Raw genomic sequence first — 15,706 nt, 5'->3', positions numbered from 1 at the left:
CTTATCGACCGTGCATGTGCGGTGCCGGATACCGCCAGCATCGCCGCCGCGCGCGTCCTCTCACGCAGGATCGATCGCTCCTGCGGCGGATCGACCGGCACCAACATGTACGCAGTCGCGCAGATCGTCAGCGAGATGGTTGCGCGAAACGAGGTGGGATCGGTCACGACGCTTTTGTGCGACTCGGGAGAGCGCTACCGCAGTACGCACTTGGATGATGCATGGCTGAAAAAAAGCGGGATCGAAATCCAGCACGATGAGCAGAAGATCGAACGCTTTTTCGAGACCGGCATCCTCGAGCGATCCTTACGCCCGATTTAAAGCTCAGCGGGCAACGATGTCGTCGCTCCTTGTCGCGTGGAGCGTGAAAGCTCCGCGGCCCTGCTCAATTGGCAATTTAGGACTCGCTGCGATCCACTTCCTGATGGAAGCAGCTCCACCGCGCACTGTATCGTTTTGCCCCACTCAATGTATTCGAAAAGGTCCTCGGAGTTGATTTGCGATTTCCTGCCTATTGTTGACCTCTATCGGAAATCTTCTCTGTTTTCTGCTATGCTTGGATCAGGTAAACTCTGCTGCCCCAGTCTGCTGGGCGGCTGCCGTCTGACCCTCGGGAGCAAACCAATGTGGGTTCTGATTTACATTTTCTCCTACTCGGTCAGTCCCGCAGCTACGAACGACCGGACAGAGTGGAGACTGCTTCCAACGGTGGTCTTCCAGGAATTCTCAAGTGAGGAGCGATGCGAGACGGCCAAGTCAAAAATTGAGGATACTCTGAAGGAAGCAGGAACCAAGCTAAGAAGCGGACTGGACGACTTGAAGCGAGCCGGCGCGGCTGATCCAGCACAGATCATCATTGCTTATGATGTGGAATGCCTTCCGAAATAACGTCAGTGCGGGGGGCGCGCTTAGCTGAAATCTTGCCGAGACCTGCCCGAGATCAGCCATCACTCTCTATCCCGATACGATGCGAAGCCTGAGGCTTCGCCCGGTCCAACATGAAATTCCTTGGGCGACTCTTACTCTGGACCGACCGACGAATGCGCGAATGCCAGAGTGGCTAAGGTCCCAGGGCAACAAATGCCAAGCGCTTGTCCCAAACGATCAAGCAGGTTCCTCGAACCAATCACAAAGTATTCCACCCGTAACATCCCGCCCGTGCTGTGCGCCGGGCCGTGGGGGGAGGATTCCGATGCACAGTGAGGCGGCCGCGACGGAGATGGCCTTCAGGTCCACCGCTGCGGCTTCGATGCAGATGAATGGGTCATTGGCCGCCGCGGTCAGGGCCATTCTTTCTGAAGTCTGTCGGTCGCGAAGCATCGATTCGGTTGGGGGCAAAAAAGCCGATCTCTATGAAGGGGGAACAGACACCCATGAGAAAGATCATCGCGTTCGCGCTTGTCCCGATCGTTGCTGCAACACCCGGGTTGGCGACACCAGGCGTCACCACAGCCAGTGTCAATTTCCGATCCGGTCCTGGAACGCAGTTCTCGTCCCTCCGCACCCTCCCGGCCGGCACCGTAATCGACATCGGGGATTGCGAGGACGCGGGAAGCTGGTGTGCCGTCACCGTCGATGACCGTACCGGTTTCGTCAGCAGTCGATACATCCAGGAGAACAAAGAGGCGGAGCAGTGGCCGCGATCGTACGAGACCGGCAAGGGGCGTATGACACTCTACCAGCCGCAGTTCACCGAATGGACCGATTTCAAATCCATTGAGGCGCTGGTGGCGGCTCAGTTCCTGAAAACACCGGAGGCCAATCCGGTGTTCGGTGTGATCGGACTGAAGGGTAAGACGTCCCATGACGAGGATGCAGGCGAGATCGTGATCACCGATATTGTCGTCACCGAACTTAACTTCTCTGGTCTCGGCCGCGACGAACTGACCGCGCTCGCTGTCGAGACTGGCAAGATCCTGCCCACGGGCCCGATCACGGTGTCGGAGTCGCGCGTGAAGGCAAGTCTGGCCGAACAGAAGCGCATGACCGACGTGCAGGGGCTGAAGGCAGACCCCCCGGCGATTTTCGTGTCGAACTCTCCGGCGATCCTGTTGCAGACGGACGGTGAGCCTGCCTACGCACCCGTCAAGGGAAAAACCGGTCTCTCCTTCGTAATGAATACGAATTGGGATCTCTTCCGCATCGACGGTGGCGCGCTCTATCTGCGTGATGACACGCATTGGCTGACCGCGAGCGCCATGACGGGGCCATGGACACAGGCTGCTGCCGAGTTGCCTGCCCTGTTGAAGGACCTGCCGGAAGATGGCAGTTGGGCGGATGCGCGCGCTGCCATACCCGCTGAGTCGTTCGCGGGCGGTGTCATTCCGAAAGTAATCACCACTGATAAGCCCGCTGAACTGATCCTGTTCGAGGGCGAACCAACGCTTCAGGACGTGCCCGGTACAGCACTTCAATGGGCTTCGAACAGCGAATCGGACGTCTTTTTCGACAAAGCCGGAAAGCGGTGGTACGTGCTCCTGTCCGGCCGCTGGTTCAGTGCAGCGTCGCTGAATGGCCTATGGACATTCGCGACGCCGGATCTGCCGGCGGATTTCCAGAACATTCCGGAGGATGCACCATATTATGCTGTGCGCTCGTCTGTGCCGGGCACGTCAGAGAGCGCCGAGGCGCGGCTCAAAGCCAGCATTCCCACGACGGCGCGCGTCGAGGCCGGCTCGATCACGCCAACGATCGCCTATGCCGGAGACGCCCAGTTCGCGCCGATCGAAACGACCGATCTGTCTTACGCGACGAACACGACCGAGACCGTGATCAAGGTCGGGGATCGCCACTACCTGCTCCAGGATGGCGTGTGGTTCATGGCCGACAACGCGAACGGTCCGTGGCAGTTGGCCCGTGAAGTGCCGGAGACGATCTATCAGATTCCGCCGTCCTCGCCCGTCTACAACGCCACCTATGTGCGCGTCTACGACACCGAGCCTGATGCAGTCTGGTACAGCTACACCATGGGATATCTTTACGGCTTTCCGGCTTGGGGCACTTATGTCTACGGAACTGGCTGGTCCTATCCGCCGTACTGGTACAACTGGTCGGGTTACGGGTTCCCGATCTATTACCCGCGTCCCGTAACCTGGGGTCTTGCAGCGTATTACAATCCAGTCCGGGGCATGTATGGCCGCTATGGCTATGCCTATGGTCCGTATCGCGGGATTGCGGGCGCACGGGCATGGAACCCTCGTACGAATACTTACGCCCGGGCTGGAGCAGCTTGGGGACCACGCGGTTCGGCCGGGTTCGTCGGAGCGTACAATCCGCGCACGGACGGAGGCGGCTTCGTCGCGGGTGGCCGCAACGTCTACGGCGCGTGGAAATCGGCCGGCGTGAAGCGCGGGTCCGAATGGGCACGGGTGACGGCTCGCGATAATACCGCCGGCGGTTCGTCTCTCCGCTGGAACACCTCCAATGGCCAGGGCTTCATTCGCGAAGGTCGGCGCGGCGACATCTATGCGGGTCGCGACGGCAATGTCTATCGCAACACCGGTGATGGCTGGCAGCGATTCGATGGTGGCTGGCAGGACGTGCAGCGGCCGGAACGTGGGGATCTGCTCCAACGCGGCGAAGGACGCGAAGGCCTTTCGCCGGAAGCCCGCGAGCGGTTCCAGGAGCGGGGTGGAGGCGATGCGCTTAGAGGCCTTGCCGGAGCCGGTGCTGCCGGTGCCGCGGGCGCTGCGCTCGGCCAGCGCTTGAACCCTGGTGAGCAGGTCCGGCGGGACGCTGCCGATCGCGATGCCATCCGGGAGCGGGCACAGCAGCGCCAGCCTCAGCAGCGCCCGGCAACGCAACAGCGCCAAACCCCGCAACAACGCGACGCAGCTCAACAGCGCCGCGCAGCTCAGGAGCGTCCGGCGGTTCAGCAACGGCCCGCGTCGCAACAGCGGCAGGCGACACGACAACGTTCGGCTCAGCCGCAGCGACCTCCCGCACAGCGTCCGGCTGCTCGCCAGCAGCTTCCAACAAATGTTATGCGCGACGTCCAGGCCCGCCATGTCGGCAATCAGCGGCAGATGGCAAGCCGTCAGTTCACCCGGCCACCGGCGCAGTTCTCCCGTTCGGCGTCGTTCGGACCATCGCGGAGCATGGGCCCGCGCGGCGGTTTCGGCGGAGGCGGTGGGCGGGGCGGAGGATTTGGAGGAGGTGGCCGTCGCTGAAGGTACATACGGGCAAGCGGCTCGCGTGCCCTGCACGATGGTTTGTTCATATCGCCGTTCAGAAAACGCGCAGGACGCGCAGGCAGGTCTCGGTGTTGGGGATGCAGAAGAAGCCGGTGCCATAGACGGAGCAGATGCGCACGTATTCGATGAAAGCGCAGTTTTCGTCGCAGAGGCGCCTCAATGGTGCCAGCGCGGCGGACCGTCCGCCGCAGCGCCGCTCGGCTATCCAGAGGCCAGCGCCTTCGTCCGTGCCTTTTGACGCCGATCAGACCGGTTGCCGCCTAGCCGGCCGATCAAGTCGGCGCGCACCGTGAAGGTGTCCGGATCCGTCCGCTCCGGCGCAGGGGCATCATAGATGACGAGCAGAGCTCCAGGGCCTGCCTCCGGCCAGAGATCGATGCCCTCGGGGTGATCAGCGTGCAATCGGTAGGGCAACTCAGCGACCGTCTCGATCCGATCAGGAGCGATGACACCGGAGCCACGGTCGTGAACCGCATCCCGCCAGCGCAGCACGAACGCAGGCCCTTCCAGGGACATCGTGGGCCCAACCAGCAGAAGGAGATCGTCGCCGTCAAGCCGCATGTCGCGGATGCCGAGTCCGCGCGTATCGAGCAGGTGCTTGCGGTAGCGCCGTTCGCCGTCGATGCGGCGGGCCTTGAGCCGGCCCGGTGCTTTCTCCGCGATCTCCAGCTCGAGCACTACCGCGTGGCCCCGCAGCACCGGCCCGCGCAGGCCAAGCCAAATCCGACTTCCGCGCACCGCCAGACCTTCAACGTCGAACCCGTTCTCCTTGGCGGGGATCGTCAGGAAGGGGCCGAGATGCGGATCACCGGCAACCCAACGAGTGAGGGAGCTGCTCCTCTTGCCGAATCTGGCCCAGGCGGCCCGGCGTTCGCCGTCCAATTGAGTCGGCATGAACGAACCCGGTGACTCTTCGACGAGCGGGATCCGGCCCAAGAAGTGGCGGTTCGGCTCGCGCTCGACCCGCTCCATCCGACCCAGGGCGTCATCGGCTTCGCTCTCGTCGCGCTTGGGTCTGGTGCGCTTGAGAGAATGCGATCCTACGATCCAAAGAAAGCCGTCCACGGCGCACAGGCCTTCGATGTCCATCTCGCCCTCGGCCCCGGCCGGTAGGTCAACGAGCCCCTCGAGGGCGAAATGCCGATGCTCGCCGAACCGGCCATCCTTCAGGCGCCGCAGCCGCTCGACGCTCGCCGTCTCGTCGCAGGCGAGAAAGATACTGTCGCCGATGCGGGCTACGGCGGACAGATCCTTGTGGAGCGGGTCCTCCACATGTCGCAGCGGCCGCCAGTCGGAAAAGGTGAGATCGACCTGTCCGAGGAGTTCCACAGGGCTGTTATGGGGCACGGCCATTTCCTCCGGTGCTGACGCGCCTGAATGCTCACGCGGTCAGGCGTGAACCCGACGAAAGACGACCTGACAATAATAGCCCGGCCGCGCGGAGACCGAACCGTCAAGTAACATAGGCAGAAATCGTTCGCGGCCAATGGCGTGGTCGTGCTCGCCCCTTTTGGGCAAGCGGTCGCGCTGGTAGGCGGCCCCGGATGAGCTGTGCCTGGGTATTCGAACGGCGCTCCCACGGACGCGGATTCCGGCGGATATCCGCCTACCAAGCAACTGTGAGTTCGCCCGCAAAGGCTGCGCAGGACACAGTTTACAGAAACTCGGATGATTGCCGGTGCCGCCCAGGGCCTTTGGCACTCGGGCCATATGAATTCACGTATTCTCAAATGTCTGGAAGTGGCACATCTCAGAAGAGACGATTTGGTCTGCTCATGAGGCGGTGAGCGGACCTTCATTTCATCTACTATTCGTTACACTTTGACCCAGAGCTGACTTTCGGGGAGAACGTCCGGTGGCTCTAGGCGTTGCAAAGCCAAAGACAGAAAGCCGATCAGGCCAGCTCCGACAACCAGCAAAGGTTATCAGTCACATTCCGTCGCTGAATTAGTATTCAGCCGGCTTGGCTGGTAGGAAATGGTGAATCCGCTCCGTTTTTGGAAACTGCCATGCCCCTTTTCCCGTATGAGACTGTAGACGTCTTCACCGACCGGCCCTTCGGTGGCAATCCGCTGGCTGTCTTCACCGATGCGCGCGGGCTTTCCGACGCACAGATGCAGGCGCTCGCGGCGGAGATGAACTACAGCGAGACAACGTTCGTCCTGCCAGCCGACGATCCGACTAATGATGCCCGTGTGCGCATCTTCCATCGCACGGCTGAGATGCCCTTTGCCGGCCATCCCAATGTCGGCACGGCTTATGTGCTGGCGCGCCATGGCCGGGACCGCGACCGTGTGCTGCGGTTCGAGCAGAAGGCTGGCCTCGTCGAGATCGCTGTGGAGCGCGATGCGATCGGAGCGGTGACAGGGGCAGATATTGCGGCGCCGCAGGCCTTGTCCCTCAGTATGGAGTTGCCGATCGACGAGATCGCCGCCTGCGTCGGGCTTTCGAGTGACGATGTCGCTACAGCAGCCCACAAGCCTGTGAACGCCTCCGTCGGCGTCAAGTTCGTGCTGACGCAGGTCGAGCCGGAAGCTCTTGCCAGAGCGACGCCTGATCTCGCCGCTTTTCGCAAGCTCGTGCGGCTGCATGGAGAGCTGGCCGGACGCTTGTCGCTGTTCCTCTATGCGCGTGATGGCAACACGATCCGAGCACGGATGTTCGCACCGCTCGCAGGCACCTGGGAAGACCCGGCGACGGGAAGCGCCAGCGCCACGCTCGGCGCTCTGCTGCTCTCGCTCGATGGTGGAGACAAGGCCGCCTTCACCATCACACAGGGCGTCGAGATGGGCCGGACGAGCTTGCTCAAGGTGACGTCGTGGCGCGCCGAGGATGGCTATCACTCGCGTGTCGGCGGCAGTTGTATCCCGATGTTCCGGGGCGAAGCGCTGCTTTAGAGGACCGAGTGCGCGAGGAGCGTCTTTCCGGAACACAAAATGGAACCCGGGAAGAGCCGCTCCTGGCACTTCTCGGAAGTAAGTCGGAGGTCAGCTGTGACAGGGTGCAGCGGACGTTCCTGGAAAAAAGCCGACCGTCGGTGCATGACACTCGATGGGCGTAAAAGGGTGCGTCCCCATGTGTGCGGCGCGCGGGCGATCGAGCCTCCGCCTTATGGCACAGCTTGATCGGCGCTGGACTGACTACGGGGAACCACCAGTTTTGATGTCAGCACCTGAACGACTTCGCCACGATGATTGCGGGTCTCACTTCGCAGAGTCACGATGCCCCGATCCGGCTTGGAGCGGGACGGCCTAATCTCCACGACCTCACTGACGACATGAAGCTCGTCACCGGGACGTGTGGGCTGCGGCCATGCGATCTCACCCCCGGCGCCAATGACGCCCCCGGCGAGTGGCGCGCCGCCATTCACAAGCAGCCGCATCGTGAGAGTGGCGGTGTGTCAGCCGCTGGCGGCCAAGCCGGCGAACAGCGACTTGCAGCCCCATCCGCACTAAGGTGAAAAGGCTGTGGGTCGAACTCTTGCGCAAACCGTTTGATCTGATCCGCGTCGATGCCGAGCGATGCGCTGGTGAAGATCTGGCCGACATACAGGTCGTCAAGAAACAGATCGTCTCGTTTGTCGCTATCCATTCGAGCACCTTCGGTGTGAGCCGTCGCGCCCAGGCAACGGTATGGGTGCGCTGGGGGACCTCAATCCAATCGACATCTTCATGATAGTCGCTTCTCGTATCAACGAAACGTGAGCGGAAAGTCCGTATTATGACGATGAGCGGCTCTTTACGCAGCCTCGCGCTACTACCGGCGCTGACTCGGAGGGTGCCTAGCTGATCCTACCTGTGGTTGATTTGTCCTGATTAATTTAAGGTCGCGTCAGGGCAAGGCGTTCAGGCGCTCACGCGTCAGAAGGCAAACGCCACCACTATTAGACCACCAACGACTACCAGGACAAGAGCCCGGCGAACGAGGATACAAACTTGCAAGATCGTTGTGAATTGGGTTTGGCAAGTCTTGGTGGTTTCAGGTCCCCGCGACCACTCAAAGCGACAGTCCCGTGAGACGTCTCCCGGGGGCTTTCGTTTGYCCGAGCCCAGGAAACACAGCACCAAGCGCCGGGCAATGTCGCCCCACCAGGCGCACGTCCAAACCCGACCTCCACACGCCGCGAGTCGGGATCGTGGTCGCGATCCTCAAGCCGATCCACGCAATCGCTGCGTCACAAGGATTGACATCGTCCAGCATGGTCTCTCGGGCGTCGGAGCCCTTGCCGCGATCAGGGCTGGCGGCCGAAGGAACGAAGGGACCGAGCTCGCTCCTTCCCTTTTGTCGCTTCCAACTACCGGCGCTTCGCCCGGGGGGGACCGGACGAGGGCGAGCTGTGCGCCTCAATGGCGAAGGCGCCCGACAGGCTTTCGCCCGGTGACAGAAAGTGCAGATCTCCAAAAGGAGCGAATGGGCGGCGATTCACAACGTCGGGCACATGACTGACTGGCCCGATACAGACGAAATCTGACGCGTGGGGCGTAAGCACATGAAGATTTTGAAACGCACCCCGAGCCGAGATGGCCACCAACAGACCAGCGTCGGGCTGCTCTAGTAAAGCCGTGCCCGGCTCCCATTGCGCGTAGTGCGAATCGAACCAGGGAAGATCTCGCAAGAAAACACCTTGCCGAAAATCCGGCCCATCATCTGCGGCGATCGCGCTTATCGGAAGATTTCGGCTGTCGGACACGAAGCGAACGCGCGCGCGAAATCGGAGGCGCGTTCCCTCGTCGCGGACGAAGAACGGATGGAGGCCAATGCCAAACGGCATACGCTCCACATCACGATTGGTCACACGCAAGCCGATGCGAACGCCGCGCTTCCCGATCCGGATAGTCTGGAGCAGATCGTAGGCGAACACGTCGCCGCGATAGCGGTGAAGCAGTTGTGATTCGTCGCGCTTGTGATCGACAATCTCAAACGGCGCCAAGCGCGAAAGACCATGGATCGCTACGTCCTCCTCCGGGCGGTTGATCGCAAGGGTGTTCCGGCGTCCGTCATGGGTGAATATACCCCCTCTATCCTGTTGGCAAAGGGTGCCATGACGAAGCAGCTCACCGGGCTCGCTTCGCCAAGCGAAAGAGTGCTGGCATCGCAGGAACGCAATATCGAAACCTCGCCAGTCCTCGCTTGCCAGGTTAATCCGGTCAGGCTGGCGCCATGGAAAGGCGACACCGACAGTCGGTAGCCATGGGCCGCAAGGGTAATGAGTGGCGGACCACTGTTCATTCCTGTTCAAAATCGGTGCGACTGAAGCCCATCGCGCAATGTGAACCGCCCTGAAATGCCAGCGACACGGCGTTGCCGCTCTCGGAATGGATTCGCGACGCGAAGTTCTCGGCGTCGTCTTGCGGCCGGTAGCCGATGCGTTCGGCATCGTCCTCGCTCCACCACCGCCGCGTATTCCGCGATACACCCCAGACGATTGCAAATCCCGGCGCGTCCGCCGTCAGGGCGGCAGCGACGAGACGAACGAAGTCGGGATAGGAGAGCCATGTCGAGAGATGGCGCAGGTCCGTCGGTTCGGGTACGCAGGACGCGATCCTGAGATGAACGCTCTCGACGCCGTGTTTGTCATAGAAGAGACGGCCCAGCAATTCGGCATAGGCCTTTGACAAGCCGTAATAGCCGTCGGGACGATAGGCATCGGCGACCGTCAGGGGGCGCGAGCGCGGGTAAAAACCAATCGTATGATTCGAGCTTGCAAAGGTGACGCGTGCGCGGCGTGCGCGAGCGAACTCGAAGACGTTGAGCGTCCCCACGATGTTGGCGGCATGGATGGCCTCGGGCGGCCCCTCCGTGTTGATTCCGCCAAAGTGAACGATGTCCGTGACGTCGGGCGGACATTCGCAGAGTCCATCTTGTTCGGTCAGATCGGCCTGAAAGAATGCAGCATTCCGCGGCAGCGGATCAGGAAAGGGTGCACGATCAGTGAGCGTGAGATGATGCCCCGCTTCGGCGAGCGCCGGCACCAGAATGCGTCCGAGATTGCCGGAGGCCCCGGTGAGGAGCACCTTGCGCTGGTGGGATACGAGTGCGGGTCGCATGATCGCTGGCGGCTCCATGGCTCAAAGTCCTCGCATGCGGCCGACCGGCACGCCGGGGACCGAGGCATCGGCGATCAGAATGGTACCGTCGAAATCCACACGTGCGGCGTCCGTGAGACCTTCCGTCAACGAAGTCACTGCCATACGTGCGAGTCCTGAACCGCAGAAGCAGGGCATCGTCGGCGCATTGACGGGTACGGGATACCGTTCGATCAATTCTCCGTTTTCAGAGAAGCGATTGAGTGCCCCGGCCGACACGCCAGCACTCCAGTAATGCCCGAGCGCATCGCATGCTCCCCCATCGGGCCGGCCCACCTTCTCGTTCAACGTCGCAAGTCGGCGGCGCCCGGACAGGGTGCCTCGCTGCGGATCGAACGCGTAGCAATCGATGTAAGGGCCGCGGGAATCACTGTGAAAGATCGTCGATCCGTCGGGCGACCAAGCCAGGCCGTTGGACACCAGAAATCCCGCCGCAACGCGCTCGACGCAACCGTCCGCCGACACCTTGTAGAGCGCGCCGACGGGTTTCTTGTCTGCCCGATCGTCCATGCTCCCGACATAGAAGCACCCATTTGGGCCGACCTTGCCGTCGTTCAGACGGTTGCTTTCAGGCTCGGGCAACCGCGCCAACGGCGCGACCGCGCCGCTCTCCGGATCGAACAGCACGACGTCGCGGCCCAGCGCGACCACAAGCCGACCGCTCTCCGTCAATCCGAGCGATCCGACGGTTTTGTCGAAAGACCAAGTCCCCCGAACGTCACCGCCCAAACCGATGAGGACCACCGATTGCCCGAGCACGTCGCACGCGAACAATGCATCGCGGCGCTCGTCCCAGACGGGGCTCTCTCCGACGCGCAGGCGGAGCGTGCCCAGGGGCCGAAATGACATCATTGGTCGGTTGCCCTCGTCTGTCGGATCACGGCTTCGGCGTGGTCGAGAACGAACGGGCTGAGTTCGAGGCCGAGACCCGCGCCATCGAACGGATAGATGTGGCCATCCTCGATACGCGGCATGACCGTGACGAGGTCGCGATACCAGGAGCTGTAATAGGCGCGCACCGATTCCTGGAACACGGCATTCGGCAGATTCAACGATAGATGAATCGATGCCGCAAACACGACGGGGCCGGTRCAATCGTGTGGGGCGACGGGCCTTTGAAAGGCCTCTGCCATGGTGGCAATCTTCTTGCCCTCGCTCAAACCTCCGCACCACGAGATATCAAGCATCACGTAGTCGGCCGCGCCCTTGCGGAGTAGTTCGAGGAATTGGGAGCGCGTCGCGACGGTCTCGCTCGCGCAGACGGGAAGCCCGGAACGCGCCGCGTACGTGGCGAGGGCATCGGGGTCCTGCATCTTGATCGGATCCTCCGCCCAAAAGGGGCGGAAGGGCCGCAATTCGCGAGCGATCGCCAGTGCAGACGGCAGATCCCACATCGAGTGCAACTCGACCATCACTTCCATCTTGTCGCCGACAGCATCACGGATCTGGCGAAACGGCAGCAGGGCCTTGTCAAGATCGTGCCTGTGGATGAAGTTTCCGCCACTTTCCACCGAGAAGGGGTCGAACGGCCAGATTTTCATGGCCGTGATGCCCTCTTCCAAGAGGCTCTGAGCCAGTGCGCCCGCGTCCCGATGAAACGCGATCTGATCCTCATAGGGACCTTCGGCACCCTCGTCGCGGTCGCCGATGTAACGCCGCGCGCCGCGCTTGTTGTAGGTGTAGCCAGCGCACGTGTTGTATGTTCGAATGCGCGGTCGCGACAGGCCGCCCAGCAATTGGTGGATCGGCTGATTGACAACCTTCCCGAACAGGTCCCAGAGAGCGATGTCGACAGCCGAGGCCGCTCGCATCTCGACGCCAGACGAACGGAATCCGACATAGGTCTCAATGAGAAGCTTGGAGATGGCATCGATCTGCAACGGATCGCGCCCCATGAGGAGTGGCGCGACGTCGGCATGAAGATAGCTTGCAACGGCGTCCGCACCACGGAACGTCTCACCGAGGCCGATCAACCCCTCATCCGTGTGAATGCGAACCCACAGGACGTTGTTCAGATGCGGAAGCTGGACCGTTTCTAGGGCAGTGATTTTCATCGGACTATCCGTGGAAAGTCGCCCGCGCGCTGGCGCGAGGCGGCAGGTTGCCCCTCGATGGGCGGGTTGTTTCTGTCGCGTCCATTACGGATTGTCAGAGAAATATCGTTGAGCGCAGCCACCGAATTCTAAACTGCGATCGAGGCGAAGTTCGTGAAAATGAGCGGCATGAATGAACATCGACGTAGCTTTTGAACCGGATGACGATATCGCGCCCACGACGGCGGGCGCGATAAGAAGAGGTACTATTTCGAGCCGATTTCCTCGTCCCAGCGACGAAAGGCCTGCACGAGTTGTTCGGGTTCCAAAGGCATTTCCTTCGGATTATCTGCAATCAGCTTTTCGTATTCGGGTCGACCATATTCACGGATCRCATCCTGACTGGCCTGCGGTGCCATGCTCAGCGGTACGTCCTTCACGGCTGGGCCAGGATAAAAATAGCCCTCGTCATATGCGTAGGCCTGCTGGTCCTTCTTCAGCATGTGGCCGATCAGATCCACGATGATGGGAATGCGCTCCGCATCGACCCCCCTCGGAATGCTCAAATAGTGAGCATCCACAACCCAGTGGAAGCCCTTGAGGGTTGTGACTTTCGCCTCCTTCGGAACGATGCCCAGAACGCGCGGATTGATGTCCCACCCGGTGGTGGTGACGAGCATGTCCCGCGTGCCATCACCGAACTCCTTCATCGTGGCCGTCGTTCCGGTGGGATAGTATTCAATGGTCTTGTGAAGCTCCTTGAGATACGCCCACGTCTTGTCCCAGCCCTTCATCGGATCCTTTGGGTTCGAATCGCCGAGCAGATACGGCAGGCCCATCAAAAACGTGCGGCCGGGGCCGGAATTGGCCGGCCGCGCATAGATAAATTTTTTGGGATTCTGCTTTGCCCAGGCGAGAAGTTCGTCTGCCGTGGTTGGTGGGGTCTTCACGCGGTCAGGTGCGTATTCGAGCAACGGCCCGGACGGGTAATAGCTCACGACGACGCCGCGACCCTTGGCCTGCTCCTGCATTTGCCATGCGGGATCAAGATAGATCTCCTTCAAGTTCGGCAGGGCTTTTCCGTGCTGCCCGACAACATCGAGATAGATATCGTCCGCAAGTCCCGCCGAGAGCGCATCCGGCCCGATGATCACGAGGTCGATATCGACCCGGTTTGCTGCCTGTTGGGCTTTGATCTTGCCCGGCAGCTCAGGGGAGGGAGCCTTCGTGAAGGTGATGCGGGAGACGAGGTCGGGATAATTTTTTCGATAGTTATCGAAAGCAGGCTGCGTCAGTGCGAGATTGCCCGCTGCGTCGATGACGTTCAAGGTCAGCGGCGATTTCGGTTTTGCCACCTGCGCCATTGCCGGAAGCCCCCAGCCGGCCACACCAGCCAACCCAATTGCGCCGCTGAGTACGGTACGTCGTGAAATCTCATTCGTCATGTTCCACCCTGTGTGAAGCGTTGAATAGGAAATCCGCGTGCGTTGGCCGCCCGTCGGTCGGTTGATCCGTGTTTATTCGGCGGCGCTGCGCAGACTACCGTTGGGTCGAAGTGACGATAGAATGCGGGAGAGCTCGCTGCGATCGGTGTCCGACAGGCGCGGCAACCCGGGAAGTCTGACGGGACCGACGCTGAGGCCTTCCAGCATCAGGGCTTCCTTGACCACCGTGACGTTTGCGCCGTTGTTGTGTTTGCTGCGCATCGCCTCGAAAGGTGCGATCGGCTCGATTAGCGCACGGGCGTCGGGGTATCTTCCATTTTCGAGCGCTTCCCAAATTTCAAAGGAGCGCTGAGGATCGACGTTGACGAGTCCCGATGTGAAGCCTCTGGCGCCGGCGGCGTAGAAGGCCGGTGCCCAACCCTCTGCCAATCCGCAAACCCAAACGACATCGCTATCCTGGGTGGCCCGGATGCATTCGCTCAAGTGCATCAGATTAGGAGTTGCATATTTGATGCCGGCGACATTCGGATGTTTGGCGAGCCGAACGATGTCTGCGAGCCCGATCGTGTCAGACCGCAGATAGGCGACGACGGGAACATCGGCCGCGTCGGCGATGGCGAGAAAGTAATCAGCCTGTGATTGGGGTGCCGCGAAAGGGTCGAGCGGGTGATGGACCATCAACGCATCGGCCCCCGCCTCCACCCCTTGTCGTCCGATAGCGATGGCATCCTTCAGAGATCGCCCGACGGCCGCCGTCTTGACGGCCTTATCGCCGACCGCTGCGAAAGCAACGGCCTGGAGGCGAACGATTTCATCGATCGTGAGACTGTAAAACTCCCCCGTATTGCCCGCCGAGACGATGTTGTGAATGCCGGCCGACGCGATCCTTGTCACGACGGTCGCCAACAATGCTTCGTCGATCGTGCCGTCCTGCTGGTAGGGCGTGACGTGGATGCCGGAAATTCCGCCTAGCGCGGCGCGCACGCGTTCAATCGTCATCATCATTCTCCCTTCGGCGCTTGGCCAAAAACCGTCTCAATATGTCTATGTCCAGAGCGCACTATATGATCGCGCATCAACCGTTCCGCCGCGTCTTGATCGCGACCAGCGATCGCCTGCAAGATAGCGTGATGCTCGACGAGGGCACGGCCCCGCTCGTCTTCCTCTCCCAACAAGGCGACCCGCGTGGCGTGGTCGTAGGTCTGCTGCTTGCCCTGCAGGCGACAAAGGTAATCGCAGCCAGAGCAATCGTGGATTCGGCTGTGAAACAGTTCGTTCAGGTCGATAAGGCGTTCGACGTTGCCGGAAGCCGTCGCGGTTCCCATGGCCACAACCAGCTCTGCGAGATTTTCGAGATCGGCCGCCGCCGCACGCTTGGCCGCGAAGCGAGCGATAACGCTCTCGATCAGCGCGCGCGCAAGCGTCATCTCTTCCGCCTGTTGAGCCGAGAACGTGACGAAAACGCCCCTGCGCGCCTCGGTGCGAACGAGTCCTTCGGATTCGAGTTGCCGCAGTGCCTCTTTCAGCGGCGTGGTGCTGACCCCCAAATCCCGCGCCAGAACGCGTTCGTTGAGACGTTCTCCGTCCAAAAAGCGACCCGCCAGCACCGCTTTTCGGAGGCTGTCATGCACATGATCACGAAGATTTCCCAGTACGATTGGCTCTAGGGGCGTCGTGCGGTGGGCCAATTGGGCCAATCTGTTTTCCTCGCTGCAGTGCAGTGCGAACGAACCCTCAAGTGGACTGATATCATCAGAAATCTGATATATCAAGTATCAGTTGGTCTCCGGCGTGAAGAAGAAGCGCACGGGCGGGGCAGGCAATCATCACATCTCGGCCGGAACTTGGCACTAATATTGCTTCTCTCGTGTGTAAAGGGCTTGATCTCCAAAGCCACGCCACCCCAAGCTTGCAGAGGTGTCCCTTGGTCCGCTAACGGACTGTAAGCC

General features: G+C 61.2%; 14 protein-coding genes and 1 pseudogene. 6 read left to right on the top strand and 9 right to left on the bottom strand.

Annotated elements, in window-relative coordinates; genetic code table 11:
* The 3 genes and pseudogenes from AC1DVM_RS19020 to AC1DVM_RS19010 form a co-directional block, all read left to right on the top strand.
* Positions 1 to 321 (top strand): annotated as a pseudogene (locus AC1DVM_RS19020) (PLP-dependent cysteine synthase family protein); the annotation flags it as partial.
* Between the two features lie 303 nt (positions 322 to 624).
* Entirely contained in the window at positions 625 to 888 is a 264-nt protein-coding gene (locus AC1DVM_RS19015) for a hypothetical protein (RefSeq protein WP_477256982.1), read from the top strand.
* A gap of 485 nt (positions 889 to 1,373) precedes the next feature.
* Positions 1,374 to 4,169, top strand: coding sequence for an SH3 domain-containing protein (locus tag AC1DVM_RS19010; RefSeq protein WP_477256980.1), 2,796 nt, complete (start codon positions 1,374 to 1,376; stop codon positions 4,167 to 4,169).
* A gap of 58 nt (positions 4,170 to 4,227) precedes the next feature.
* Here AC1DVM_RS19010 and AC1DVM_RS19005 read toward each other — a convergent pair whose 3' ends face one another.
* Complete coding sequence (locus tag AC1DVM_RS19005) at positions 4,228 to 4,311, bottom strand: porin (protein ID WP_477256988.1); 84 nt, start codon at positions 4,309 to 4,311, stop codon at positions 4,228 to 4,230.
* Positions 4,312 to 4,394: 83 nt separating this feature from the next.
* The gene (locus AC1DVM_RS19000) at positions 4,395 to 5,540 is read right to left on the bottom strand and encodes a DUF3616 domain-containing protein (RefSeq protein ID WP_477256978.1); all 1,146 of its coding nucleotides are present in this window, start codon (positions 5,538 to 5,540) and stop codon (positions 4,395 to 4,397) included.
* A 662-nt stretch (positions 5,541 to 6,202) separates the two neighbouring features.
* Here AC1DVM_RS19000 and AC1DVM_RS18995 point away from each other — a divergent pair.
* Together AC1DVM_RS18995 and AC1DVM_RS18990 are read left to right on the top strand one after the other, a co-directional pair.
* Complete coding sequence (locus AC1DVM_RS18995) at positions 6,203 to 7,090, top strand: PhzF family phenazine biosynthesis protein (protein ID WP_477256976.1); 888 nt, start codon at positions 6,203 to 6,205, stop codon at positions 7,088 to 7,090.
* A gap of 583 nt (positions 7,091 to 7,673) precedes the next feature.
* On the top strand, positions 7,674 to 7,868 hold the full coding sequence (locus AC1DVM_RS18990) for a hypothetical protein (RefSeq protein WP_477256974.1): 195 nt from the start codon (positions 7,674 to 7,676) through the stop codon (positions 7,866 to 7,868).
* Positions 7,869 to 8,487: 619 nt separating this feature from the next.
* Here the strand turns inward: AC1DVM_RS18990 and AC1DVM_RS18985 are convergent.
* Positions 8,488 to 9,168, bottom strand: a complete 681-nt coding sequence (locus AC1DVM_RS18985; protein WP_477256986.1) for an aldose epimerase family protein — start codon at positions 9,166 to 9,168, stop codon at positions 8,488 to 8,490.
* On the opposite strand from AC1DVM_RS18985, the gene AC1DVM_RS18980 reads away from it, so the two are divergent.
* A complete protein-coding gene (locus AC1DVM_RS18980) occupies positions 9,136 to 9,381 on the top strand; it encodes a hypothetical protein (RefSeq protein WP_477256990.1) in 246 nt (81 codons plus the stop codon). The genes AC1DVM_RS18985 and AC1DVM_RS18980 overlap by 33 nt on opposite strands.
* Positions 9,382 to 9,418: 37 nt before the next feature.
* Here AC1DVM_RS18980 and AC1DVM_RS18975 read toward each other — a convergent pair whose 3' ends face one another.
* The 6 genes from AC1DVM_RS18975 to AC1DVM_RS18950 form a co-directional block, all read right to left on the bottom strand.
* Positions 9,419 to 10,258, bottom strand: a complete 840-nt coding sequence (locus tag AC1DVM_RS18975) for an NAD-dependent epimerase/dehydratase family protein (protein ID WP_477256972.1) — start codon at positions 10,256 to 10,258, stop codon at positions 9,419 to 9,421.
* A 3-nt stretch (positions 10,259 to 10,261) separates the two neighbouring features.
* Positions 10,262 to 11,131, bottom strand: a complete 870-nt coding sequence (locus tag AC1DVM_RS18970) for an SMP-30/gluconolactonase/LRE family protein (protein WP_477256970.1) — start codon at positions 11,129 to 11,131, stop codon at positions 10,262 to 10,264.
* Positions 11,128 to 12,333, bottom strand: coding sequence for a mandelate racemase/muconate lactonizing enzyme family protein (locus AC1DVM_RS18965; RefSeq protein ID WP_477256968.1), 1,206 nt, complete (start codon positions 12,331 to 12,333; stop codon positions 11,128 to 11,130). The genes AC1DVM_RS18970 and AC1DVM_RS18965 overlap by 4 nt, the downstream gene beginning before the upstream one ends.
* A gap of 245 nt (positions 12,334 to 12,578) precedes the next feature.
* On the bottom strand, positions 12,579 to 13,757 hold the full coding sequence (locus AC1DVM_RS18960) for an extracellular solute-binding protein (protein ID WP_477256966.1): 1,179 nt from the start codon (positions 13,755 to 13,757) through the stop codon (positions 12,579 to 12,581).
* Between the two features lie 72 nt (positions 13,758 to 13,829).
* Positions 13,830 to 14,756: a dihydrodipicolinate synthase family protein gene (locus AC1DVM_RS18955; RefSeq protein ID WP_477256964.1), complete on the bottom strand. Its 927-nt coding sequence runs from the start codon at positions 14,754 to 14,756 to the stop codon at positions 13,830 to 13,832.
* Between the two features lie 2 nt (positions 14,757 to 14,758).
* Positions 14,759 to 15,388, bottom strand: coding sequence for a GntR family transcriptional regulator (locus tag AC1DVM_RS18950; protein WP_477256984.1), 630 nt, complete (start codon positions 15,386 to 15,388; stop codon positions 14,759 to 14,761).
* Between the last annotated feature and the right edge of the window lie 318 nt (positions 15,389 to 15,706).

The sequence above is a fragment of the Microvirga sp. P4_A5 genome (assembly GCF_056402495.1).
This window is presented reverse-complemented; position numbering and strand designations above follow the sequence as displayed.

What these genes read in the sequence shown, in the direction of transcription:
- AC1DVM_RS18980 (WP_477256990.1), top strand. Translation starts at nt 9,136, where the DNA reads ATGGATCGCTACGTCCTCCTCCGGGCGGTTGATCGCAAGGGTGTTCCG.
- AC1DVM_RS18975 (WP_477256972.1), bottom strand. Translation starts at nt 10,258, where the DNA reads ATGGAGCCGCCAGCGATCATGCGACCCGCACTCGTATCCCACCAGCGC.
- AC1DVM_RS19010 (WP_477256980.1), top strand. Translation starts at nt 1,374, where the DNA reads ATGAGAAAGATCATCGCGTTCGCGCTTGTCCCGATCGTTGCTGCAACA.
- AC1DVM_RS18995 (WP_477256976.1), top strand. Translation starts at nt 6,203, where the DNA reads ATGCCCCTTTTCCCGTATGAGACTGTAGACGTCTTCACCGACCGGCCC.
- AC1DVM_RS18955 (WP_477256964.1), bottom strand. Translation starts at nt 14,756, where the DNA reads ATGACGATTGAACGCGTGCGCGCCGCGCTAGGCGGAATTTCCGGCATC.
- AC1DVM_RS19015 (WP_477256982.1), top strand. Translation starts at nt 625, where the DNA reads ATGTGGGTTCTGATTTACATTTTCTCCTACTCGGTCAGTCCCGCAGCT.
- AC1DVM_RS18970 (WP_477256970.1), bottom strand. Translation starts at nt 11,131, where the DNA reads ATGATGTCATTTCGGCCCCTGGGCACGCTCCGCCTGCGCGTCGGAGAG.